Below are 23,291 nucleotides of genomic sequence, written 5' to 3'. Positions count from 1 at the left end.
GATCCAGCGCGAGAAAACGAGAGAGCGACAACTATGATCCGTCTATTGAAAAGCCATTTATTACTGCATCGTTTATGTATAAAGATTGCGTTGCCGCGCTACATTTTTGCCGTAGCGCTGATTGCAATCGCTAACCTGGCGCAGGCCGCAACGGATGCCGCGGCGCTGTCCCAAACCTGTGTCGCCTGCCACGGTGCCAACGGCATGTCGGCCAATCCCCTGTGGCCCAACCTGGCTGGCCAGCGACAAGGCTACCTGATCAGCGAAATGCAAGCCTTTCGCGACGGTACTCGCAAAGACCCGCTGATGTCGCCGATGGCTGCCAATCTCAGCGACGGGCAAATCGAGGCACTGGCTGATTATTACTCCAGCATGGAACCACCGACGCCAGAGCCAGCGGTGGCGGTTAACGAAGACGGCCAGCGAGTGCGCGCACTGTGTATTTCCTGCCACGGTAAATACGGCAAGACGGTGAATACCGAGTGGCCAAACCTGGCCGGGCAGCAGGCGCAGTACCTGCAGAAGCAGTTGCTGGCGTTTAAAAATGACCAGCGCAAGGGCAGCCTGATGAACGTCATTGCCAAAGAGCTGACCGATCAACAGATCGCCGATGTGGCAGAGTATTACAGCCAGATTGCGCCCTGAGTGCCGGGGGTGTCACAAAAGCAGTCCTAATTACGCCTATGAATAAGCCAGCTATCGGCGATAGTAAACATATACCCTGTAGCCCTTGGGACAGCAGCTTTGCTCCCGGCCTGGCTCCGGGGACTTGCTTTCAAGACTCGCCGAGGTTCCATCCATGGAGGCTCCACGACAGCATCCCTGCTGTCGAGGGTCTTGAAAGCAAGCCCCCGAAGCCAGACCTAACATAGTGCCGGCTGCACGACGCTTAGCTTAGGTGGTAATTAGGAAAGCAGTTGCTCACCTCGTTAGCGCTGGGTGAGCAATCTGCACAACTGCTGACGGTTGCCGAAGTAATGCCTGGTTTATTTAGCCCGTGTCTAACTTCGATTTTTCAGCAAGTCACGTATTTCGCCGAGCAGTACTTCTTCCTTGCTCGGTGCCGGCGGCGCTTTGGGTGCTTCTTCCTGCTTCTTCTTGAACGAGTTAATGCCCTTGACCGCCATAAAGATGGCAAACGCTATGATGGTAAAGTCGATCAGGGTCTGGATAAATTTCCCGTAGCTAATGGTAACGGCCGGGGCAGTGCCCACGGCCTCTTTCAGGACATAGGCGAGGCTGGAAAAATCCACTCCGCCAATAAGAACCCCGATCGGCGGCATAATAATATCCCCCACAAACGACGAAACGATCTTGCCAAACGCGGCGCCAATAATGATACCCACGGCCATGTCGATAACGTTGCCCTTGACCGCGAAATCCTTGAATTCCTTCATCATACTCATTTGATTCACCTGTTTTTCAGAGTTAGTGTTGTTGTTTTAACGCTTTATGTTGCCGGATGTTGCCGCAACGCCCGTGCGGGTGCTCTCGAGTGCAGGCGGAGAGATCAGATGGATGCCAATCCACCGATTGCCCGAGTGGCAGGGCCATTATCAAGCGTCGGGTGGATGACAAGCTAGAGGCAAGCGTAAAAGCTTTGTAAAATCAGGCAGGATGGCGTCGTAGACCAGGCGTCATTACAGGAAGGAAGGTATTGCAGGCAGGGCGGCATTGATGTGATGCCACCCTTTTTTTTTCAGCGCCGGTCAAATACCCGCTTGGCCTTGCCTTCCGAGCGGGGCAGGGAGCCCTGTTCGACGATCTGCACCTTGGATGAAATTCCCACCATTGTTTTCACCTTTTGCTCCAGTTCACGGCTGACGTCTGCCGCGACAGAGCTGTCGACGCCGTCGTGCAGTTCGACGCTGATCGTGACCAGGTCGAGGTTACCCTGCTTGCTGATGTCGATCTGGTAGTGCGGCGCGCAACTGGGGATCGACAGCAACTGTTCCTCGATCTGGGTCGGGAACACATTGACTCCGCGGATGATCAGCATGTCGTCGCTGCGCCCGGTGATTTTGCCCATACGGCGCATGGTGCGAACAGTGCCGGGCAGCAGTTTGGTCAGGTCGCGGGTGCGGTAGCGGATCATGGGCATACCCTCCTTGGTCAGGGTGGTGAATACCAGCTCACCCTCCTGGCCGTCGGGCAGCACTTCGCCGGTAACGGGATCGATGATCTCCGGATAGAAGTGGTCCTCCCAGATGGTGGGGCCATCCTTGGTTTCCACGCACTCCTGGGCAACACCGGGGCCCATCACCTCCGACAAGCCGTAGATGTCCACCGCGTCGATGCCCATGCGCTCTTCAATCTCCAACCGCATGGCCTCGGTCCAGGGCTCGGCCCCAAAGATACCGGTGCGCAGCGGCAGCGAGCGCGGGTCAATGCCCTGGCGTTCGAATTCATCCACCACATTGAGCATATAGGAGGGAGTAACCATCATGATATTGGCGCCAAAGTCACGCAGCAGCTGGACTTGCTTTTGGGTGTTGCCACCGGACATGGGCACTACCGCGCAGCCCAACCGCTCGGCGCCGTAGTGGGCGCCCAGGCCACCGGTAAACAAGCCATAGCCGTAGGCCACGTGGACGATGTCGGTGTGATCGCCACCGGCGGCGCGAATGGAGCGCGCCACAACGTCAGCCCAGGTGTTGATATCGCGCTGGGTATAGCCCACCACGGTGGGCTGGCCAGTGGTGCCACTGGAGGCGTGGATACGGGTGATGTTATCCATGGACTCGGCAAACAGGCCGAACGGGTAATTGTCGCGCAAATTGGATTTTACCGTGAACGGAAACTTCGCCAGGTCGCTGAGTTGTTTGAGGTCAGTGGGGTGCACGCCTTTGGCGTCAAAACTGTCCCGATAGAAGGGCACCTTGTCGTAAGCGTGCTGCAGACTCTGTTGCATGCGCTGCAACTGCAGGGCTTGCAGTTCGTCCCTGCTGGCCCGTTCAATGCTGTGCAATGGCTCGAGGTTGTGATTTTTTTTCATTATCGTCTCTCATTACTTTGCTGATGGTTAGGTCAATTCACGTGTTTTTATAAGTGATACTAAAATAACATATTTTTAAATAAATAGTATCGCTAATATTGACGAATTTCCGCATGCTGCCATCGCCATTAATGGGGCGATCGTACTGTAGGCGCATTGTTGCCAAAAATATTATATTAAGCGGCTGTTGATATTCTTTTGCGGTATTTGAAGGGTGGGGATGGGCAAAATTGTGAGCCGCTTACGGGCCGATAGCTAAGCTCTCTGTTCTGGAAGTATTACTGGCGTGGATTATTGCAGGGATTTTTGTATCAAAATATGGGGGCGTATTGTTTGCTGCGCAATGGAAGGCCGGCTCAGGAGGCGCCGGCCTGGTAGAGACGGGGCTCAGGGACAGTCCACTTGCTGCTCCGGGGCCGCCTGCTGAAACGCGGGCAGTTCGTTGCAGGCAGCGTAGATGCTCCGGATCTTCGGAAACTCGCCGAGATCGGTGTTAAAGCGCAGGGCGTTGTACACCTGCGGTACCAGGTAGACTTCCGCCAGGGTGACCTGTGCGCCGGCGGCGTAGGGTGCGGCCACCAGTTGCGACTCCAGCGCCCGAAAGCCCTCCAGGATCCAGTGCTGGTACCAGCTGTCTTTTTCAGGGTCACTGACCCCCAGCTTGTGCTTCAGGTACTTGAGCACGCGCAAATTATCCAGCGGGTGAATATCGCAGGCAATCAGGTTGGCCCAGCTGCGCACTTGCGCCGCCTGGTAGGGGTCGGCCGGCAGCAGCGGGTGCGCGGGAAAAACGGCCTCCAGGTATTCCAGTATGGCGGTGGATTGCGATATCACCCGGCCATCGGCGAGGCGCAGGGCGGGCACCAGGCCCTGGGGTTGCAGGGCCATATACTCGGCGCCGCGCTGCTCGCTGTTGAGCAGGTTGACCGGCACAATGCTGTGCTCGATCTGTTTCAGGTTGAGGGCAATGCGCACCCGGTAGGCGGCGGACGAACGAAAGTAGCTAAAGAGTTCCATGTCTGCTCCTGTTTGCGGTTGCCCCCGGCACAGCCTGGGGCACCTGCGATGGGGTTAGGGTTTGGCCGGTAAAATTGTGCTGACCACTTCACCGAAGCCGATGCGCGCCGCGCCCGGTTTGGCGCAGTAGCCGCGCATGATGATGCTGTCACCGTCCTCCAGGAAACTGCGCTGCTCGCCGTTGGGCAGTTGCACGGGCTGCTTGCCGCCGTAAGTGAGTTCGAGGATGGAACCGGCTTGTTCGTGCTCGGGACCGGACTGGGTACCCGAACCGAGCAGGTCGCCGGCGCGCAGGGCACAGCCATTGACACTGTGGTGGGTCACCATCTGCGCCACGGTCCAGTAGGAGTACTTGAAGTTGGATTCCGCCAGCAGGTGCGCCGGCTCGGACGCCTCGCGCATGGCCTCGGTTTGCAGCAGGCACTGCATGGCGATGTCGAGGCCGCCGGCCGCGGAATTGTGGTCTGAACTCAGGTAGGGCAGCGGTTGCGGGTCGCCTTCGGGACGAGTGTAGGCCACGCGGTAAGGGGCCAGCGCTTCCAGGGTCACGATCCAGGGAGAGACGGTAGAGGCGAAGTTTTTCGACAGGAAGGGCCCCAGAGGCTGGTATTCCCAGCCCTGCAGGTCGCGGGCGGACCAGTCGTTGAACAGGCAGAAGCCGAATACGTGGTCTTCAGCTTTGCTTATGTCGATGCGCTCACCGAGCTGGTTGCCCTGGCCGATAAAGACACCCAGTTCCAATTCATAATCGAGTTTCTTGCTGGGACCGAAACTCGGCTCACTGGCGTCGGGGGCCTTGGTCTGTCCCTGCGGGCGGGGGAAAGACTGGCCGGATACACCGATGGTGGAGCTGCGGCCGTGATAGCCGATGGGCACCCACTTGTAGTTGGGCAGCAGCGGGTTGTCCGGGCGAAATTGCTTGCCCACTGCGGTGGCGTGATGAATGGAGGTGTAAAAGTCGGTGTAATCGCCAATCTGGCAAGGCAGGTCGAATTCCACCTCAGCCTGCGCGATCAGGCAGCTTTGCAGCGCCGCCTCGGCGTCAGCGCCGCTGCGCAGGGCGCGGGACAGGGCCAGGCGCAGGGCGGAGCTGGCGGCGGGGCCCATGGCCATCAGGCTGTTGAGCTTGGGTTCGGCAGCGGCTTGCGCAGCCTGTTGGGCGAGACCGGTAAAAACACCGCTGGCAGCTGCTGCGGCCAGGTCCAGCACCTGGTCGCCGATGGCGACGGCACCGCGCCAGGCTTCCTGGCTGCCGGCGCGACGCACGATGGCAAAGGGCAGGTTTTGAATGGGGAAGTCGCTGTCCTGGTTGGCGGAGGCTACCCAGCTGGTCAGTGATGGGTCGTGGGTTTCATTAAGTTGATTCATAGCTTGTACCTGTTATGTTCGTTTATGTTGGTTAGATTTGGCCGTCAAAATACTTTTTCAGGTCGCCCCAGCAGGCCAGGTAGTCGGCCTGGCGCAGCGGTGTCTGTTGTGCGAAAAGGGTCGGCTCGAAGACGTAGCGCGACTCAAACATAAAGGCCAGGGTGTTGTCGTAGCGCTCCGGTTGCAGATCCGCGGCGGAGGCCTTTGCAAAGACCTCGGCTTCCGGGCCGTGGGGTGTCATGCAGTTGTGCAAGCTCATGCCGCCGGGCACGAAGCCCTTTTCCTTGGCGTCGTAAACGCCCTCGATCAAGCCCATGAATTCACTCATGATATTACGGTGATACCAGGGGGGGCGAAAGGTGTTTTCGGCCACCATCCAGCGCGGCGGGAAGATCACGAAGTCCAGGTTGGCGACCCCGTGAGTATCACTGGGTGAGGTCAACACGGTAAAGATGGACGGGTCGGGATGGTCGTAGCTGACGGTATTGATCACGTTGAAGCGCGCAAGGTCGTACTTGTAGGGGGCGGAATTGCCCACCCAGGCCACTACGTCGAGAGGGGAGTGATCCAGTTCGGCAGCGAACAGCTTGCCACAGAACTTGGTCAGCAGGGTGTGGCTGCCCTCGACATCTTCGAACCAGGCGCTCGGGTACTGGAAGTCGCGCTGGTTGGCATAACCATTGGCACCGACGGGGCCGCGTTCGGCCAGGCGCAAATCGGCACCGTAGTTCTCGCATATATAGCCGCGCACAGGCCCCGCCGGCAGTTCGATCTTGAACTTGATGCCCCGCGGAATGACCATGATTTCACCGGGTTTGACGTGCAGTATGCCCATCTCGGTGTAGGCCAGCAGCTCCCCCTGCTGGGGCACAAACAACAACTCACCGTCGGCGCAATAGAAATAGCGCTTGCCCATGCCCTTATTGGCGCAGTAGACGTGCACCGCCACACCGAGCTGGGCACGGGCATCGCCGTTGGCGGCAATGGTGGTCAGGCCGTCGACAAAATCGGTGGGCTGGTCGGGAACCGGCAGTGGATCCCAGCGCATAACATCCGGCGGGCAGTCGGCTTCGGTGATGGGGGCGCTGCGAATCAGGCCGCCATCGACAGACTTGAATTGGCCCATGGCGATAGAGGGGCGCAGGCGATAGGTCCAGCTGCGGCGGTTTTCATGCCGCGCGGCGGTAAACGCCGTGCTGCTGAATTGCTCGGCGTAGAGCTTGTAGGGACAAACCTGGGGGCTGAACTGGCCCACCGGCAGGGCGCCGGGCAGGGCCTCGGTTTCGTGCTCATTGCCGAAGCCGTTCAGGTATTGTAAATCCGTCGGCCGCAGTGCGCTGGCGTTGTTGCTATTTGCGCTTGCATAGTTGCTGTTAGAGTTGGTCATCGTTGCCTCGGTAAATGTCAATCAGTCCAATCGGGGTGGTGGTTAGCAGTTAGTTAACAAGTGCCGCGCCAGGTTAGCGCTCGAGTTCACTGGCCACCTGCAGCGCTTCCTGCAGGATGGTTGAGTCGCCAATGTGGTTGGCCAGCAGCAGGATCAGGCGGGCGTTGAGGCGCTCACTCTGGTCCCGGTCCAGCTCGCGGTGAGCGTCGGTCAGGGCGGCATAAAATCCGTCGGCGTCGCTGAAGTTGGGGGCCGTGTTGAGGTGGCTTGAGTTGAGGTGACTTGTGCTGTTATGAGATGTGCTCATGCGGCGTTCTCCAATTCGAACCCCAGCGCTTTGCGCAGGGCCTGTTTTACGTTGCTGGCGGAGCAATCGCGCCAGCGCGCGGCGACGACCTGGTCCGGTCGCAACAGATAGCTGCTGCCCGGCTGCAGGTCGTAGCGCTCGGCAATAACACCGCTGCTGTCGCTGATCAGCAGGCCGGGAAAGTCCGCTGCTGCTGGTTGCTCCATGCCGGCGGGGCAGACGCCGATGATGTCCAGGTCCGGCAGGTCCGCCAGTGCTTGCAGCTCCTGTTTAAGATCGTCCGCTCGCGGCATGCCCAGGTCAACCAGCAGCACAAAGCGATTGCCCAGCTGGTTCAACAGCCAGCCCGGCTCAGTGCCGATCTGGCAGGGCGCATCTCGCGCCACAGTGCCGGGGCACAGCGGGCCGGCAAAGTCATCCTGCTCCGGGGTGATGAGCGGGGAGTCGGTATAAGCGCAGGGCAGTGACAGGCGGCCGCTGTTGACCAGGCTGCGGGCAAAGGGGTAATTTTTGGCCAGCTTCAGGGTTTCATCGCGAAAGACCCGGCTGATGTGATTCTTGGGGGAGATAAAATCGGTGGAGCGGGTGGAGTTGCGGATGTTTTCATCGGCTCCGTGCTGGCGCTCGTCGTTGTAGGTCTGCAGCAGTTGCGGAGGCGCTTCACCGCGCAGTACACGGGCGACCTTCCAGGCCAGGTTCTCCACGGTCTGCACGCCGCCGTTGGCACCGCGGGCGCCAAAGGGGGATACCTGGTGGGCGGCATCGCCCATAAAAATCACCCGGTCACGGATAAAATTGTCCATCTTGCGGCACTGGAAGGTGTAGACACTGGCCCACTCCAGTTCAAACTCCACCTCGTCGCCGAGCATTTGCTGCAGCCGGGGGCGGATATTTTCTTCTTTCTTTTCTTCTTCCGGGTCGGCATCCCAGCCCAGTTGCAGGTCGATGCGCCAGACGTCATCCGCCTGGCGGTGCAGCAGTGCGGACTGGCCGGGGTTGAACGGCGGGTCAAACCAGAACCAGCGCTCGGTGGGAAAGTCGGCTTTCATCACCACGTCGGCAATCAGGAATCGGTCCTGGAAGACCTGGCCTTTGCTCTCCAGCCCCAGCATGTCGCGAATCTTGCTGTTGGCACCATCGGCGACCAGCAGGTAGTCGCAGGTTATTCGGTAGTCGCCGTCCGGGGTTGTCAGGCTGATGCTGGTTTGGTCCTCGCCCGTTGCCACCTCGGTGACCCGGGTTTTCCAGCGCAAGTCGATCTCGGCAAACTCGTTGACGCGGTCCACCAGGTACTCTTCAAAATAGTACTGCTGCAGATTGATAAACGCCGGGATCTTGTGGTGGTCCTCGGGCAGCAGGTCAAATTCGTATACCTGTTCCTGCTGGAAGAATACCTTGCCGCGCTGCCAGGTAATGCCCTTGGCCAGCATGCGCTCGCCGCAGCCGTAGCGATCCATAATCTCCAGGGTGCGCTTGGCAAAGCAGATGGCGCGGGAGCCGACACTGACCGTGTTATTGTCATCCACGATAACCGAGGGGATGCCCTGCAGGGCCAGGTCCAAAGCCGCCGCCAGTCCGCAGGGGCCGGCACCGACGATAATCACCGGGTGGTGAGGGGTGGAGGTTGCGTCCTGGTCCGGGCTGCGGCGGTAGTCGTAGACCGGGTTGGTGTAGGTTTTTTGCATTATAAGAGCCCCACGCTGGTTGGCTGGCCCTGCCGGGCCGCGTCAACTTCTGGTTAATATTCTCAAGTGATACTAATTTATTGGGTTTTCTGGCGTATTTCAAGGTTTTATTTTCTATTATTGTTGTTTATTACGCCATTATTAAGGGTTTTTGTCCAAATTAAAGTTTCAAATAAGAATATATTGGTGTTATTATCTGGTTTGTTCTAAAGCGTTATTCAATTTGCGCTTGTCAATAACAACCTGTCATTCACAACCTTTAAGGTGTTGAAGATTATGTCGAAGAAACCATTTGCCTCCTCCGCGGACCTGGGCGAGAAAAAAGAAACCCTGGAAATCCTGGCCGACGGTGTGTATGCACTTACTGCCGAAGGCGACCCAAATGTCGGTGCCATTGAAGGTGAAGATTTTGTGGTCGCCTTTGAAGCGCGCGCCACACCCAGAGCTGCGCAGGATTGGCTGGATATGCTGCGCCAGCACACTGACAAGCCGATCAAATACCTGGTGTTGTCCCACTACCACGCGGTACGCGTATTGGGGGCCTCGGCCTTCGGTGCGGAAAGTATTATTGCCCACGAACAAACCCGCTTCCTGATCGAAGAGCGGGGCGAGCAGGATTGGGCCAGCGAGTATGGTCGCATGCCGCGACTGTTCCGCGAGCCGGAAGGTATTCCGGGCCTGACCCACCCCGACATTGTCTTCAATGACCGCATGGTGATCCCGCTGGGCGGCGAGCGCGGCGACCTGGTGCTGGAATACTGTGGCCGTGGTCACACCGCCGGCGACATCGTTGCCTGGTTGCCAAAATCCAAGGTGTTGTTTGCCGGTGACCTGGTGGAGGCGGCTGCCGCACTCTACACCGGTGACGCGTTCCATTTCGACTGGTCCAAGCAAACCCTGGATAAAGTCAAAAGCTACGGCGCGGAAGTTCTGGTGGGCGGTCGCGGTGCCGTGGCTCGCGGTCGCACCGACGTGGACGCGGCGATCGAGCAGACCCGCGGCTTCCTGCAGGGCATGATTGACAAGGTCGGCGAGATACACAAGCGTGGCGGCAGTGTGAAAGAGGCCTTCGAAGCCACCCGCGACCACCTCGCTCCCAAATTCGGCATGTGGCCCATCTTTGAACACTGCCTGCCGTTTGATGTACAGCGCCTATGGGACGAAATGGACGGTATTGACTGGCCCCGAATCTGGACCGACCAGCGCGACCAGGAAGTGTGGGACAAGCTGCAGGACTAGTTTCCCGCCCGGAGGGAGCCCCCCAATTCGCCCTCGGCCGCGTTGCCGTTCTTGAAAAGAGGCCCACTCTTCCCTGCGAACGGCGCCTTGCCGAAAACGAATTGGGGGGCTCTGAAGGGACTTGGGGGTAAAGGGTAGGGCTATACAGGCGAATCGATATTGCCTGCCTCGCGATCAATGCCCGTCTTTACGACGGGTACTGGCACGGAAGCCGGGCCAGTTCCGCCGGGAAGTTGTTGTTGCGGCGACTATAATGCTTGTGGTCGCAGCAGCCGCTACAATCGCCTACGCGGCGAAACTGCTGGCCCGCTATTTTGGAAACGGTCGCCGGCGCGGTACTATGGCGCAAATTGTCGTTAACCCTGTCGCGAGAGTTCCGCAGTAATGACCCAGCACGCTCCTCCCTCCCTGTTACTCAAACATTTCCTGCCCTACCGAATGGTCAACCTGGCCAAGCGCATCAGCGATGCCTGCGCCCAGGTGTATGTGGATGCTTTCGGTTTAACGGTGCCGGAGTGGCGCATCCTCGCACGCCTGGCGGAGGACAAGCGCCTGAACCTCAGTGCCATCGGGGCCATCACATTTATGGACAAATCCATGGTCACCCGCGCGGTCAAGCTGCTCGATGCCAAGGGCTTTCTGCTGCGGGAAAAAGACCCGGCCGACAATCGCATCACCTACCTGTCCCTGTCCGCGGCGGGTCAACAGTTCTACCATGAAATAGCGCCCAACGCCCTGGAGTGGGAGGGGGAGTTGATCGGCGCCCTCCAGGTTGACGAATACAGGGACCTGTTTCGAATTATGGACAAGCTCGATCAGCAATTGGACCTGATGCAGGCCCAACGCAATGGTGGTCAGAAGGCTGGTTAGGTGGCTTGGTAGTAATCGGCACCTTCAACCAGGCACCAGTCCCCAGGCAGGGAATTAATAGTCATTCGAACTCGATTTTCCTGCCAACCCAAATAAAGTGAAACAACGAAATCACTTCCACAGCATAAGTAGGATGTGCGCGGCCATTCCCCTACCTTACTTTTGAACCAAGGTTTTTAACTCGAATTCCGCTGCGGAGGTTGGGGTGGCGGTTGGCGAGGTTGCGCGGCTGACCGTCTGCCGACAGGGATGTCGGCAGTCGAGCGACCCAGGGACGGGTTTAAGCGCGTCAGTCGCGTAACCTCGCCAATCGACACATTGCACACACTCCACATTGCTCACGCCCTACAGAGTGCGCCCCTCCAAACACGCTACCAATAAAAGCGATACATATATCAATTCAAAATATAAAAACATGTCTTTATGTTGTTTGTCCCTCTATCCACCATCAATCCAACCTAAAAAGCTTAACTACAGTCCATTGCTTAAACCCCAACCATAAAGTAATACACAAAAAATACTTGTAACTATTAATGTGTATCATTTAATATGGGTGCAGATCGAGTGGTGGCTGCGATTCGTGCTGCCCCGCGGGCGTAATATTCGGACTGGCAACTGTGGGCAGTTAAAAGGCAGTTACAGTCCATAGATTCACGCGAAAAATACAAGCGACCAATAACAGACGCAAAACAAACTGGGTGACAGCGATATGATCAAAACAAGCAGCTATGTGTACGGTAAATGGGTCGAGGGCGAAGACGAAGGCAAGCTGGTGTATCACGCCGTCTCCGGCGAGCCAGTGGCCCGGGTCAGCAGCACCGGCATCGACTTCCAGCGAGTGCTGGAGTTCGGCCGGGACGTGGGCGGCCCGGCGTTGCGCGCCATGACCATCCACGAGCGCGCCAATGCGCTGAAAGAGCTGGCTAAATACCTCACCTCCCGCAAGCAGGAGTTTTACAAGATCTCCGCCTGCACCGGTGCCACCCAGCTCGACAGTGGCGTTGATATCGACGGCGGCATCGGCACCCTGTTTGGCTTCTCCGGGATCGCCCGGCGCGAATTCGCCAATGAAAAGTTTATCGTCGAAGGTGCCCCGGAGCGCATCTCCAAAAACAACACCTTCGCGGCGCGACATATCCTGGTGTCCAAGCGCGGCGTCTCGGTGCACATCAACGCCTTTAACTTCCCCTGCTGGGGCATGCTGGAAAAAATCGCCCCGAGCCTGGTTGCCGGCGTGCCGGTGGTCGTAAAACCGGCCACCGACTCCGCCTACCTGACCGAAGCCATGGTGCGTGAAATCGTCGCCAGTGGCATCTTGCCCGAGGGTGCTATCCAGTTGATTTGCGGCTCCGTCGGCGATTTGCTGGACCACGTGACCGAGCAGGATGTGGTGACCTTCACCGGTTCCGCCTCCACCGGCCAGAAGTTGCGCGCCCACCCCAATGTTATTGGCCGCAGCGTTCCTTTCAATATGGAAGCCGACTCCCTCAACTGCTGTATCCTCGGTGAATCCGTGCAGGAAGGCGACCCGGAATTCGAGCTGTTTATCAAGGAAGTAACGCGGGAGATGACCGTTAAGGCGGGGCAAAAATGTACCGCTATTCGCCGTATCCTGGTACCCGAGAGCAAGGTGGAGGCCGTCACCGCGGCCCTCAACAAACGCCTCGACAAAGTGGTGATGGGCGACCCGGCCGCTGAAGGCGTACGCATGGGACCGCTGCTGGGCGCCGGCCAGAAAGCCGATGTGCACGCCAATGTCATGGCCCTGGCGGAGCACTGTGAGGTGCTGCGCGGTGGCAATGACGATTTTGACCTGGTGGGCGACAAGGTTTCCCGCGACGCTTTCTATCCGCCGACCCTGCTTCTGTGTCGCGATCCGTTGAACACTGAAGCGCCCCACGCCATCGAGGCGTTTGGCCCGGTCAGCACTTTGATGCCGTACCGCAATATCGACGAGGCCATCGTTATCGCCGGGCTGGGCAAAGGCAGCCTGGCGGGATCGGTGTTTACCTACAGTGGCGAGGAGGCGGCCCGGTTGATCCTTGAGGCGGCGGCCTATCACGGCCGCATGCTGGTGATTGACCGCGACTGTGCCGGTGAGTCCACCGGGCACGGCTCGCCGCTGCCCGCACTGGTGCACGGCGGTCCGGGTCGCGCCGGTGGCGGCGAGGAGCTGGGTGGCGCTCGCGCGGTCAAACACTATATGCAGCGCACCTCGGTGCAGGGTTCACCCAGTATGCTGATGGCGGTTACCCGGGAGTATATGGCCGGGGCGAAAACCTTTAGCAGCGATGTGCACCCGTTCCGGCGCTATTTTGAAGACCTGCAAATTGGCGAGAGCCTGACCACTCATCGGCGCACGGTCACCGAAGCGGATATCGTCAATTTTGGCTGCCTGTCCGGCGATCACTTCTACGCCCATTTCGACGACATCGCAGCCAAGGATTCGTTTTTCGGCAAGCGCGTGGCCCACGGCTACTTTGTGATCTCGGCGGCGGCGGGTATGTTTGTCGAGCCTTCACCGGGCCCGGTGCTGGCCAACTACGGTCTGGAAAACCTGCGCTTTATCGAACCGGTCGGTATCGGTGACACTATCCAGGTGAAAATCACCGCCAAGAAAAAGATCAAGAAAGACCAGCGTCCGGATGAAGCCCAGCCCACCGGCGTGGTGGTGTGGGATGTGGAAGTGTTCAACCAGAATCAGGAACTGGTCGCCGTGTACGACATCCTGACCCTGGTGGTGCGCCGGGAAGCTTGATCAGCTTGCGCCTTTCGGCTTGTGCTCGCCTTTGGGCTCGTGCTGGCTATTGGCAAAGCGCGGTCGGTCGGGCTGGACCGCGGTGAGCGGCTCCACCTCGCGGTGAGTGGCCAGGCAGCGGCGGGTGAGCTGCTGGTACTCGCCGGTGCCCTGGGTCTTCCAGTGCACTTCCTGGTCGGAGAGGGTGCGTTTTACTGCCGCCGGATTGCCGGCCAGCAAGCTGCGCGGCGGGCACTCGAACTTGGCTTTGACAAAGGCGGTGGCTCCCACCAGGGATTCCTCGCCGATATAGACGTCGTCCATGATCACGGCGTTCATGCCCACCAGGGCATTGCGGCCGATGCGGCAACCGTGCAGGACCGCGCCGTGGCCCACGTGGCCGTCCGCTTCGACGATGCAGTCCTTGCCCGGAAAGCTGTGCATGACACAGGTATCCTGCAGGTTGCTGCCGGGCTCGAGAATGATGCGGCCGAAGTCACCGCGCAGCACGGCGTTGGCACCCACGTAGCAGTTGGCGCCGACGATCACGTCACCGATCAGGGTGGCGGTGGGGTGCACAAAGGCGGATGCATCGACCACAGGGACGAGGTCTTCAATGGCGTAGCAGGGCATAGTGGCTCCAGTGAGCGAGAAAGTTATAAAAACTATACACCTTCGGAGTAAGGCCGGTCAGCAACCATTCCACAGCAATAGTCCATTTGGTTGAATTCCAGGTGGTTGAATCAGCGGAGAAGAAAATGGCATATGAAAACATCAAGTACAGTGTCCAGAACGGCGTTGCGATCCTGAGTCTGAATCGTCCCGACACGCTCAACAGTTTTACCGTCGCCATGCACGAAGAAGTGCAGCTGGCCATGAAAGATGCGCGCAACAACCGCGCGGTGCGCTGCCTGGTGATTACCGGAGAAGGGCGCGGTTTTTGTGCCGGCCAGGACCTCAATGACCGCGCCGTGCGAGAGACTGCGGAAAAGCCGGACCTGGGCGACTCGGTGGAGAAATACTACAACCCGCTGATTCGCGCCATTATGACCCTGGACAAGCCGGTGATCTGTGCGGTGAACGGGATTGCCGCCGGCGCTGGAGCCAGTATTGCGCTGGCCTGCGATATCGTCATTGCGGCGCGCTCGGCGGCCTTCGCCCAGGTGTTTTGCAAGATCGGCCTGGTGCCGGATTCCGGTGGCACCTTTAATTTGCCCCGCGCCCTGGGGTTGCCCCGGGCCAAAGGGCTGGCGCTGCTGGGGGACAAGTTGTCGGCGGAGAAGGCCGAGGCCTGGGGCATGATCTGGCAGTGTGTGGATGACGCCGACTTGATGCCAGAGGCTTTGAAGCTGGCCGAGCACCTGGCCACCCAGCCCACCAAAGGGCTGGCGAACATCAAGCGTTTGTTAAACGATTCGTTTTCCACGCCCATGCACCAGCAGCTGGAAAATGAAAAAGACGCGATGCGCATGTTGGGCCAATCCCACGACTTTCAGGAGGGCGTGGCCGCGTTCCTGGAAAAGCGCAAGCCCGCGTTTAAAGGGGAGTAAATGTGATGGATGCAGAGACGCTGGCACGCAGGTGTGTCGAGGCCATGTGGGAGGAAGATCGAGCCTCCCAGGCTCTGGGTATGCAGGTGATAGCCACCGGCGAATGCCGGGCGGAAGTGTCCATGACTGTGCGTGAAGATATGGTCAACGGTCACAGCATGTGCCACGGCGGCATGATTTTCACCCTCGCCGACACCGCTTTTGCCTTCGCCTGCAACTCCCAGAACCAGGCCGCAGTGGCGGCCAGCTGCACTATCGATTACCTGCGCCCGGCGCAACTTGGCGACGTGCTTACCGCCGTGGCGGAAGCCGTGCACCAGGGCGGTCGCAGCGGTTTGTACGACGTTATTATCAGCAACCAGGAACAGGCCATTGTGGCCCATTTCCGCGGTCGGTCAGCACGAATCAGCCGCCCGGTTATCGAAGAGGAATCAGCATGACAGACGCATATATTTGCGACGCAATTCGCACGCCCATCGGCCGCTACGGTGGCGCCTTGTCCGGCGTGCGGGCGGACGACCTGGGGGCGGTTCCCATCCGCGCCCTGATGGAGCGCAACAGCGCTGTGGACTGGAGCCAGGTGGAGGATGTGTTCTACGGCTGCGCCAACCAGGCCGGGGAGGACAACCGCAACGTGGCGCGCATGAGCGGGCTGTTGTCCGGCCTGCCGGTGCAAGTGCCGGGCACCACCATCAACCGTCTCTGTGGTTCCGGTATGGATGCGGTGGGTAGCGCCAGTCGCGCCATCAAGGCCGGGGAGATGCAGCTCGCCATCGCCGGCGGGGTGGAATCCATGTCGCGGGCGCCGTTTGTGTTGGCCAAGGCCGACAGTGCCTTCAGTCGCGCCGCCGAGATGTACGACACCACCATTGGTTGGCGCTTCGTCAACCGCCTGATGCAGGACCAGTACGGGGTCGACTCCATGCCGGAAACCGCAGAGAACGTGGCCGAGCAGTTCAATATCAGTCGCGCCGACCAGGACGCCTTTGCGGTGCTGAGCCAGCAGCGCGCTGGCCGCGCCCGGGAGCAGGGGATTTTCGCCGAAGAAATCGTGCCGGTGCGTATTCCGCGGCGCAAACAGGACGATCTGCTGGTGGATCAGGATGAGCATATCCGCGCCGACACCACCCTGGCAGCGCTGGCGGCCTTAAAAACGCCGTTTCGCCAGAACGGCAGCGTCACCGCCGGCAATGCCTCCGGCGTCAACGACGGTGCCTGCGCCCTGTTGCTGGCCTCGGCCGAAGGCGCCAAGCGCCATGGTCTGACCCCCAGGGCGCGGGTGGTGGGCATGGCCACTGCAGGCCTGGAGCCGCGCATTATGGGCTTTGGTCCTGCGCCGGCGACCCGCAAGGTGCTGGAGATGACCGGCCTCAGTTTGCAGCAGATGGATGTGATCGAGCTCAACGAGGCCTTTGCTGCCCAGGGGCTGGCGGTACTGCGCGACCTGGGTTTGCCGGACGACGCGGCGCACGTCAACCCCAATGGCGGCGCCATCGCCCTCGGCCACCCGCTGGGTATGAGTGGGGCGCGGCTGGTGACCACCGCCATGTACCAGTTGCAGCGCAGCGGCGGTCGCTACGCGCTGTGTACTATGTGCATCGGCGTGGGCCAAGGCATCGCTTTGATTATCGAGCGGGTCTAGAGCCCGGCTTTAGTGCTAGCGAATTGGCTTACGAACTTCGAAACTTGAGTTAATAGCTCCGCTCGGAATGAGGCACCGCAAACTGATGCGCGAATTTTATATTCTGCGCTACTCCAGTATCATGCTGCTCTTTAGTTAAAGAGCGTTAGGAGTGCCTTGGTGGCGGAAAAGAAAATCAGATTGGAACACATTACCGAGCGGGTCTCGGCCCAGAATTACAGCTGCACCTCCATGGTGGTTACTGTATTCGGCGACTCGGTGTCCCAGCACGGCGGCTGGATCTGGCTGGGCAGCCTGATTGAGGCACTCGGGCTGATGGGTTACAACGAGCGCCTGGTGCGCACGGCGGTGTATCGCCTGGTGCAGCAGGATTGGCTGCAGGCCACGAAAATCGGGCGCCGCAGTTACTACTGTTTTACCGATACGGCGAAGAGCCATTACGAGAAGGCGGCGCGGCGTATCTACGCGCCGGCCTACCCGGAGTGGGACGGCACCTGGACCCTGGTGTCGCCGGTGCTGGTGCCGGAGGAGAAGCTGGACCTGTTCCGCAAGAGTCTGATGTGGCAGGGCTACAACACCCTGTTTACCGGTTTGCTGGCGCACCCGTCCTCGGATCGCACCTCACTCAACGAGACCCTGCAAGAGCAATACCTGGTGGGCAAGGTGCTGGTGTTTTCCGCCACCACCGAAGACGGTTCCTCCCAGGCCTTGCTGAAACAGATGGCACAGGAAAAATGGAACCTGGAAGAGCTGCAGGCCATGTACCAGCAGTTCCTGGATTTTTATCGGCCGCTGGCCCGGCAATTGAGCCAGAAGGCCTTGCCGGCGCAACTGAGTTTTGTGCTGCGCACGCTGCTGATTCACGAGTATCGACGCATTCTGCTGCGCGACCCGGATTTTCCCGAGGCGATGTTGCCCAGCGGCTGGGTGGGGCTGGAGTCTCAGGAGCTGGCCAAGCGCCTGTATCGGCAACTGGTAGGTTCCTCCCTGAGTTACTTGCAGGGCAACCTGGAAAACGCTCAGGGGCCATTGCCGGAACCGACGGCGAGTTTTCAGTTGCGCTACGGCGGCTTGGGCTGACCCGGTATCGACCGCTGGCACGGTAGAAATAAATCGGCGCACACCAGAAAACGATTATTATCGCCGTCTCTGCGACGGTGGCACATTAATAAACTCTGGTAGCTTCGCGATGGGGATTGATTGACCCTGAAGCCACCAGGCAAATAATCAAGCTTCCACAGCAAAGGATAAAACTATGTACTGCATGACCGTCGACTACCCGAAAACCGAAGGCAGCGAGTTCAATTTTGACTACTACCGCGATCGGCATATGCCGCTGTGCGCGCAACTGTTCGCCGATTACGGCTACCGCGGCAGCGTGTTGCGCAAGGCGCCGGGCAAAGGGCCGGGCAGCGGTGACCTCAGCTGGGCCTCACTGGATGTGATCTTCGCCAGCAAGGAGCAGCTGCAGGCCGGACTCGCCGCCTGTGGCAAGCAGGTGGCCGACGACGTGCCCAACTACACCAACGTCAAGCCGCGCATGAGTTTTGCCGAGATTGAAGTGGCGCTTTGAGCGTCCGCTGGTGGGCGTGATTTTGCTGCTAAATCAACGGCTTGAACTATTTTTGGGAAAATTGGTGCGGCACTGAAAATAGGCCTTGCCAGCATTGAAAACCGCTGGTAAAGTACGCGCCTTGTTTTTCGGGCTGCAACTGAAACGGCAGCGGCTATAACAACAGCAACCGAAACAACATCTGCAACAGGACTATAGCTCAGTTGGTTAGAGCGCTACCTTGACATGGTAGAGGTCCCCAGTTCGAATCTGGGTAGTCCTACCAAATTTTAATGTCACGCCGAGGCGGGGTATTAAGCTGGCAATAGCAACTGGCTTGCCAATGACCGCGTAACCGCAATGGTGTTGCCGGCAATACATTAATCAATCGTACTTGTCGATTGAGCTTATTAAAGACCCGCTGTATTGGCGGGTTTTTTTATTTGCAGGATGCAAAGTCGAGCCCTTGGCAGTAAATTGTCTGGAGGGTACAGATGCCGCGGACGCTTGGATGCTTTTGCGCGGCGCACCGGGAAGGTGAATCCCGACTGAAAGCGAAAGCGAGGTGCAAGAAATGCAGCCAAAAGTCGCCATAATAATGGGCTCCAAGAGTGATTGGCCCACCATGAACGAGGCCGCGTCAATCCTGGAAAAGCTGGGTGTGGATTACCACGTTGAAGTGGTGTCGGCCCATCGCACGCCAGACAAGTTGATGTCATTTTCCGAATCGGCCATCGGCAATGGTTTTAAGGTAATTATCGCCGGTGCCGGCGGTGCCGCCCACCTGCCGGGTATGGTCGCGGCCAAGACCCGTCTGCCAGTGCTGGGTGTGCCGGTGCAGAGCAAGGCTCTCAATGGCCAGGACAGCCTGCTGTCTATTGTTCAAATGCCCCGCGGCGTGGCTGTTGGCACCCTGGCCATCGGCAGTGCCGGTGCCTTTAATGCCGGTCTGATGGCAGCCCAGATTTTGGCGACTTGCGATGACGAGTTGGGGCAGCGCATCGACGATTTCCGCCAGGAGCAGACCGACGCAGTGCTCTCCGTTCCCGATCCGCGCGTACAGTCCTTACTGTAGCAAGCTGGCAGTTGAAAGGCAGATTGAGGAGGTCAGGTAGATGAGCAGAGTTTGGGTATTGGGTCACGGCCAGTTGGGCGCGATGTTGCAGCACGCGGCCATGCCGCTGAATGTGGATGTGGTGCCGGTGGATATCGATTCGGCCCAGTTGCCGGATCTGCAGCCTGAAGACGTGGTGACCGCCGAGCGCGAGCAGTGGCCACAGACCCCGGTGACCGAAAAGCTCGCCACTCACCCCAATTTTGTCAATCTCGATGTCTTTGCCCGCCTCGCCGATCGTTATACCCAGAAGCAGTTGCTGGACCAGCTTGGCCTGGCCACCGCGCCCTGGCGCTTGTTGGACGATAATCTCAGTGCCGCCGAGATTCACGCGGCCCTGGGTGAGCGGGCGCTGCTGAAGCGCCGCACCGGCGGCTACGATGGTCGCGGCCAGTTGTGGCTGAAGCAGGCCGAGTCGACCGCCATCCCCGACGATTGGCGCAACCTGGCAATCGTCGAGCAGGGCATCAATTTTGATGAAGAGATGGCCATCGTCGGCGTTCGCGACCGCAGCGGCAACAAGTATTTTTACCCCCTGACCCTGACCTTGCAGCTCAACGGCGTGTTGACCGCGTCGGTGGCGCCGCTGCAGCGCCTGAAGAAGCTGCAGCGCAAGGCCGAGCTGATGCTGGGCACGCTGCTGGACGAGCTGGATTATGTGGGCGTGCTGGCGATGGAGTGTTTCCGGGTCGGCGACGAGTTGATCGTCAACGAGCTGGCGCCGCGAGTGCACAACACCGCCCACTGGACCCAGGCCGGTGCCAGCGTCAGCCAGTTTGAAAGCCATGTGCGGGCGGTGGCCGGCATTCCATTGGCCAAGCCGCAAGTGAAAGGCCTCAACGTCATGATCAACCTGCTGGGCACGCCTTACGACGAGCGCTGGTGGGCGATTTCCGGGGCCGAACCCTACTGGTACGGTAAAGAGGTGCGGCCCGGGCGCAAGGTCGGCCACATCACCTTTACCCACAGTGGCGACAAGCGCCTGATCCAGGGTTTGGATGAACTGAAAGAATTGCTGCCGCCGCGCTACGAAGAAGTGATCGACTGGGTCGAGGCGGCGGTCGAAGGCGACAGCGCCGAATAAGCCCGATTGCCGAATAAGCCCGATTGCCGAATAAGCCCGATTACCGAGTGAGCGCTGGCCTGATCGCACGTAGCCAGCGCCGGCCCACTTCTTTATAATCCCCTGCTCACAAATAATCACGTGGCCTTACGTAGGGGTCACCACTGACGCTTAGGATGTAACATGCCTGTAATTACCCTTCCTGACGGCTCCCGCCGCGAATTCGATCGCCCCGTTTCTGTGCTCGATGTGGCTGCTGATATCGGCCCCGGGCTGGCCAAGGCCACCATTGCCGGGCGCGTCAATGGCGAGCGGGTCGATGCCTGTGACCTGATCACCGAAGACGCGGAGCTGAGTATCCTCACTTCCCGCGACGAAGACGGGCTGGAAGTTATCCGCCACTCCTGTGCCCACTTGCTCGGCCACGCCATCAAGCAGCTGTGGCCCGGGGTCAAGATGGCCATCGGCCCCACCATCGAGCACGGCTTTTACTACGACGTGGACCTGGAGCACAAGCTCACCGAAGAGGATGTGGCAGCGCTGGAAAAGCGCATGCTGGAACTGGCCAAGAGCAACTACCCGGTGGTGAAAAAGAAAGTCAGCTGGGGCGAGGCCTACCAGACCTTTGCCGAGCGGGAGGAATCCTACAAGCTGGAGATTCTCGATCGCGATATCCCCAAGGATGCGCAGCCGGGTCTCTACCACCACGAAGAATACGTGGATATGTGCCGCGGCCCGCACGTGCCCAATATGAGCTTCTGTCATCACTTCAAGCTGATGACCGTCAACGGCGCCTACTGGCGCGGTGACTCCGACAACAAGATGCTGCAGCGCATCTACGGCGTGGCCTTTGCCGACAAGAAGCAGCTCAAGGCGCACCTGAAGTTTCTCGAGGAGGCGGTCAAGCGCGACCACCGCAAGCTGGGCAAGAAATACAACTTCTTCCATCTGCAGGAAGAGGCGCCGGGCATGGTGTTCTGGCACCCGCGGGGCTGGGCCATTTACACCGCCATCGAAGAGTATATGCGCCAGGTGCAGCGCGACAACGGCTACCAGGAGATCAAGACCCCGCAAGTGGTGGACCGGTCCCTGTGGGAGCGCTCCGGTCACTGGGACAAGTTCCGGGAAAACATGTTCACCGTGCACTCCGAGCACCGCGACTACGCGGTCAAGCCCATGAACTGCCCCTGTCATATCCAGGTGTTCAACCAGGGCCTGAAGAGCCACCGCGACCTGCCTCTGCGGCTGGCGGAGTTCGGCAGTTGCCACCGCAATGAGGCCTCCGGCACCCTGCAGGGGTTGATGCGGGTGCGGGGCTTCGTCCAGGATGACGCCCATATCTTCTGCGCCGAGGATGCCATTCAGAGCGAGGTATCGATCTTTACCGATTTGCTCTACCAGGTGTACGCCGATTTCGGCTTCGACGAGGTCATTATTCGGCTCTCCACGCGCCCGGAGCAGCGGGTGGGCAGTGACGAGGTGTGGGACAAGGCGGAAAAAGCCCTGGCCGACGCCTTGACCGCCAAACAGCTGGACTTTGAATACCTGCCCGGAGAGGGCGCCTTCTACGGCCCCAAGATCGAGTTTTCCCTCAAGGATTGCCTCGGCCGGGTCTGGCAGTGCGGCACCATCCAGGTGGATTTCTCCATGCCCGGTCGGCTCGACGCCCAGTACGTGGCCGAGGACGGTTCACGGCAGACGCCGGTGATGTTGCACCGCGCCATCCTGGGTTCGTTCGAGCGCTTTATCGGCATTCTGATCGAAAACTGCGAGGGCGCATTTCCGGCCTGGCTGGCGCCGGAACAGGCGGTGGTGGTCAATATCACCGACAAACAGGCGGAATACGCGAAAAAAGTAGAAGAAACATTGCGTTACAAGGGTTTTCGGGCCATTTCTGACTTGAGAAATGAGAAGATCGGCTTTAAAATCCGCGAGCACACAATTCAGAAGATCCCTTACCTGCTCACCGTGGGCGATAGGGAAGTAGAAACAGGGTCAGTCAGTGTGCGTACACGCACTGGTGAAGACCTGGGTTCGATGAGTCTAGAAGCGTTCGCAGAACACTTGGCCGCAGACGTCGCACGTCGCGGCCGCTCGTCGTTGTAGGCTACGCTTTTATGCGAGTCAAATTATAGGAGAAGATTATTATCAACCAAGATAATTCCAGAGGACGTTCCAAGAAGCCGCCCATCAATGACCAGATAGAAGCTAAAGAGGTCCGATTGATAGGCGCGGACGGCAGCCAGGTTGGCATAGTATCCTTGGAAGTAGCGCTAGAGCAGGCGCAGAGTGCCAATTTGGATCTGGTGCAAATGGCCGGCGATACCGAGCCCGTCGTTTGCAAGGTCATGGATTACGGCAAACACTTGTTTGATATCAAAAAGACCAAAGCCGCTGCCAAGAAAAAGCAGAAGCAGCAGCAGGTCAAAGAAATGAAATTTCGCCCAGGGACGGACATTGGAGACTATAAGATTAAGTTACGTAATCTTACACGTTTCCTGGAAGACGGGGACAAGGTCAAAATCTCACTGAGATTTCGAGGCCGCGAAATGGCTCACCAGGAGCTCGGCATGGAGATGATGAAACGCATCGAAACCGACCTTGAAGAGCTGGGCACCGTTGAGCAGTATCCGAAGATGGAAGGTCGTCAGCTGCTGATGGTTATTGCCCCCAAAAAGAGAAAGTGATCGGGCTTTTAGCTGCCTAGGTTACTTTGGATGGCACTTAAATAGAAAAGCCTGCTGTATTGAGCCCGGTCTTAAGGC

21 protein-coding genes and 1 tRNA gene are annotated in these 23,291 nt (G+C 58.9%); 14 read left to right on the top strand and 8 right to left on the bottom strand.

From position 1 onward, the window contains the following. Positions 1-33 precede the first annotated feature (33 nt). Entirely contained in the window at positions 34-645 is a 612-nt protein-coding gene (locus G8764_RS04735; RefSeq protein ID WP_166162334.1) for a c-type cytochrome, read from the top strand. Positions 646-1,001: 356 nt separating this feature from the next. Here the strand turns inward: G8764_RS04735 and mscL are convergent, their stop codons facing one another. The 7 genes from mscL to G8764_RS04700 all read right to left on the bottom strand — a co-directional run bounded on the left by mscL (position 1,002) and on the right by G8764_RS04700 (position 8,759). Then, complete coding sequence (mscL, locus tag G8764_RS04730) at positions 1,002-1,406, bottom strand: large-conductance mechanosensitive channel protein MscL (RefSeq protein WP_166162332.1); 405 nt, start codon at positions 1,404-1,406, stop codon at positions 1,002-1,004. A 293-nt stretch (positions 1,407-1,699) separates the two neighbouring features. Then, on the bottom strand, positions 1,700-2,995 hold the full coding sequence (gene paaK / locus G8764_RS04725; protein ID WP_166162330.1) for a phenylacetate--CoA ligase PaaK: 1,296 nt from the start codon (positions 2,993-2,995) through the stop codon (positions 1,700-1,702). 387 nt (positions 2,996-3,382) lie between these two features. Beyond that, positions 3,383-4,012, bottom strand: a complete 630-nt coding sequence (gene maiA / locus G8764_RS04720; protein ID WP_166162328.1) for a maleylacetoacetate isomerase — start codon at positions 4,010-4,012, stop codon at positions 3,383-3,385. 54 nt (positions 4,013-4,066) lie between these two features. Further along, positions 4,067-5,380 carry a fumarylacetoacetase gene (gene fahA, locus G8764_RS04715; RefSeq protein WP_166162326.1) on the bottom strand — a complete coding sequence of 438 codons (1,314 nt, stop codon included), beginning with the start codon at positions 5,378-5,380 and terminating at the stop codon, positions 4,067-4,069. A gap of 31 nt (positions 5,381-5,411) precedes the next feature. Continuing rightward, positions 5,412-6,767, bottom strand: a complete 1,356-nt coding sequence (gene hmgA, locus G8764_RS04710; RefSeq protein ID WP_166162324.1) for a homogentisate 1,2-dioxygenase — start codon at positions 6,765-6,767, stop codon at positions 5,412-5,414. 73 nt (positions 6,768-6,840) lie between these two features. Continuing rightward, positions 6,841-7,074, bottom strand: a complete 234-nt coding sequence (locus tag G8764_RS04705) for a DUF2783 domain-containing protein (RefSeq protein WP_166162322.1) — start codon at positions 7,072-7,074, stop codon at positions 6,841-6,843. Next, positions 7,071-8,759, bottom strand: coding sequence for an FAD-dependent oxidoreductase (locus G8764_RS04700; RefSeq protein ID WP_166162320.1), 1,689 nt, complete (start codon positions 8,757-8,759; stop codon positions 7,071-7,073). Before G8764_RS04700 ends, G8764_RS04705 begins: the two co-directional genes overlap by 4 nt. A gap of 276 nt (positions 8,760-9,035) precedes the next feature. Between G8764_RS04700 and G8764_RS04695 the strand changes: the two genes are divergently transcribed. From G8764_RS04695 to paaZ, 3 genes are all read left to right on the top strand, one after another. Further along, positions 9,036-9,998, top strand: coding sequence for an MBL fold metallo-hydrolase (locus tag G8764_RS04695; RefSeq protein ID WP_166162318.1), 963 nt, complete (start codon positions 9,036-9,038; stop codon positions 9,996-9,998). A 384-nt stretch (positions 9,999-10,382) separates the two neighbouring features. Beyond that, positions 10,383-10,868: a MarR family winged helix-turn-helix transcriptional regulator gene (locus G8764_RS04690; protein WP_166162316.1), complete on the top strand. Its 486-nt coding sequence runs from the start codon at positions 10,383-10,385 to the stop codon at positions 10,866-10,868. Between the two features lie 709 nt (positions 10,869-11,577). Next, positions 11,578-13,626 (top strand): phenylacetic acid degradation bifunctional protein PaaZ, encoded by a 2,049-nt coding sequence (gene paaZ / locus G8764_RS04685; protein WP_207951663.1) that lies wholly within the window; start codon positions 11,578-11,580, stop codon positions 13,624-13,626. Here the strand turns inward: paaZ and G8764_RS04680 are convergent, their stop codons facing one another. Then, positions 13,627-14,238 (bottom strand): DapH/DapD/GlmU-related protein, encoded by a 612-nt coding sequence (locus G8764_RS04680; RefSeq protein ID WP_166162314.1) that lies wholly within the window; start codon positions 14,236-14,238, stop codon positions 13,627-13,629. It lies immediately after the preceding gene. 125 nt (positions 14,239-14,363) lie between these two features. Here G8764_RS04680 and paaG point away from each other — a divergent pair, with 125 nt between their 5' ends. The 10 genes from paaG to infC all read left to right on the top strand — a co-directional run bounded on the left by paaG (position 14,364) and on the right by infC (position 23,213). Next, positions 14,364-15,155, top strand: coding sequence for a 2-(1,2-epoxy-1,2-dihydrophenyl)acetyl-CoA isomerase PaaG (gene paaG, locus G8764_RS04675; RefSeq protein WP_166162312.1), 792 nt, complete (start codon positions 14,364-14,366; stop codon positions 15,153-15,155). 5 nt (positions 15,156-15,160) lie between these two features. Further along, a complete protein-coding gene (gene paaI / locus G8764_RS04670) occupies positions 15,161-15,595 on the top strand; it encodes a hydroxyphenylacetyl-CoA thioesterase PaaI (RefSeq protein WP_166162310.1) in 435 nt (144 codons plus the stop codon). Beyond that, positions 15,592-16,797 carry a 3-oxoadipyl-CoA thiolase gene (gene pcaF, locus G8764_RS04665; protein ID WP_166162308.1) on the top strand — a complete coding sequence of 402 codons (1,206 nt, stop codon included), beginning with the start codon at positions 15,592-15,594 and terminating at the stop codon, positions 16,795-16,797. The genes paaI and pcaF overlap by 4 nt, the downstream gene beginning before the upstream one ends. Positions 16,798-16,956: 159 nt before the next feature. Next, on the top strand, positions 16,957-17,877 hold the full coding sequence (gene paaX / locus G8764_RS04660) for a phenylacetic acid degradation operon negative regulatory protein PaaX (RefSeq protein WP_166162306.1): 921 nt from the start codon (positions 16,957-16,959) through the stop codon (positions 17,875-17,877). A gap of 175 nt (positions 17,878-18,052) precedes the next feature. After that, positions 18,053-18,370, top strand: coding sequence for an EthD family reductase (locus G8764_RS04655; RefSeq protein ID WP_166162304.1), 318 nt, complete (start codon positions 18,053-18,055; stop codon positions 18,368-18,370). Between the two features lie 188 nt (positions 18,371-18,558). Next, positions 18,559-18,635, top strand: a tRNA-Val gene (locus G8764_RS04650). 288 nt (positions 18,636-18,923) lie between these two features. Continuing rightward, entirely contained in the window at positions 18,924-19,424 is a 501-nt protein-coding gene (gene purE / locus G8764_RS04645; RefSeq protein WP_166162302.1) for a 5-(carboxyamino)imidazole ribonucleotide mutase, read from the top strand. A gap of 40 nt (positions 19,425-19,464) precedes the next feature. Then, positions 19,465-20,547 carry a 5-(carboxyamino)imidazole ribonucleotide synthase gene (gene purK / locus G8764_RS04640; protein WP_166162300.1) on the top strand — a complete coding sequence of 361 codons (1,083 nt, stop codon included), beginning with the start codon at positions 19,465-19,467 and terminating at the stop codon, positions 20,545-20,547. A gap of 162 nt (positions 20,548-20,709) precedes the next feature. After that, positions 20,710-22,632 carry a threonine--tRNA ligase gene (thrS, locus tag G8764_RS04635; RefSeq protein ID WP_166162298.1) on the top strand — a complete coding sequence of 641 codons (1,923 nt, stop codon included), beginning with the start codon at positions 20,710-20,712 and terminating at the stop codon, positions 22,630-22,632. A gap of 35 nt (positions 22,633-22,667) precedes the next feature. After that, the gene (gene infC / locus G8764_RS04630; protein WP_481859742.1) at positions 22,668-23,213 is read left to right on the top strand and encodes a translation initiation factor IF-3; all 546 of its coding nucleotides are present in this window, start codon (positions 22,668-22,670) and stop codon (positions 23,211-23,213) included. Positions 23,214-23,291: the final 78 nt, after the last annotated feature.

This window comes from Pseudomaricurvus alcaniphilus (assembly GCF_011440395.1).
Lineage (GTDB): Bacteria > Pseudomonadota > Gammaproteobacteria > Pseudomonadales > Cellvibrionaceae > Pseudomaricurvus > Pseudomaricurvus alcaniphilus.
The sequence above is the reverse complement of the archived record's forward strand: the minus strand, read 5'-3'. Positions and strand labels throughout refer to the sequence as shown.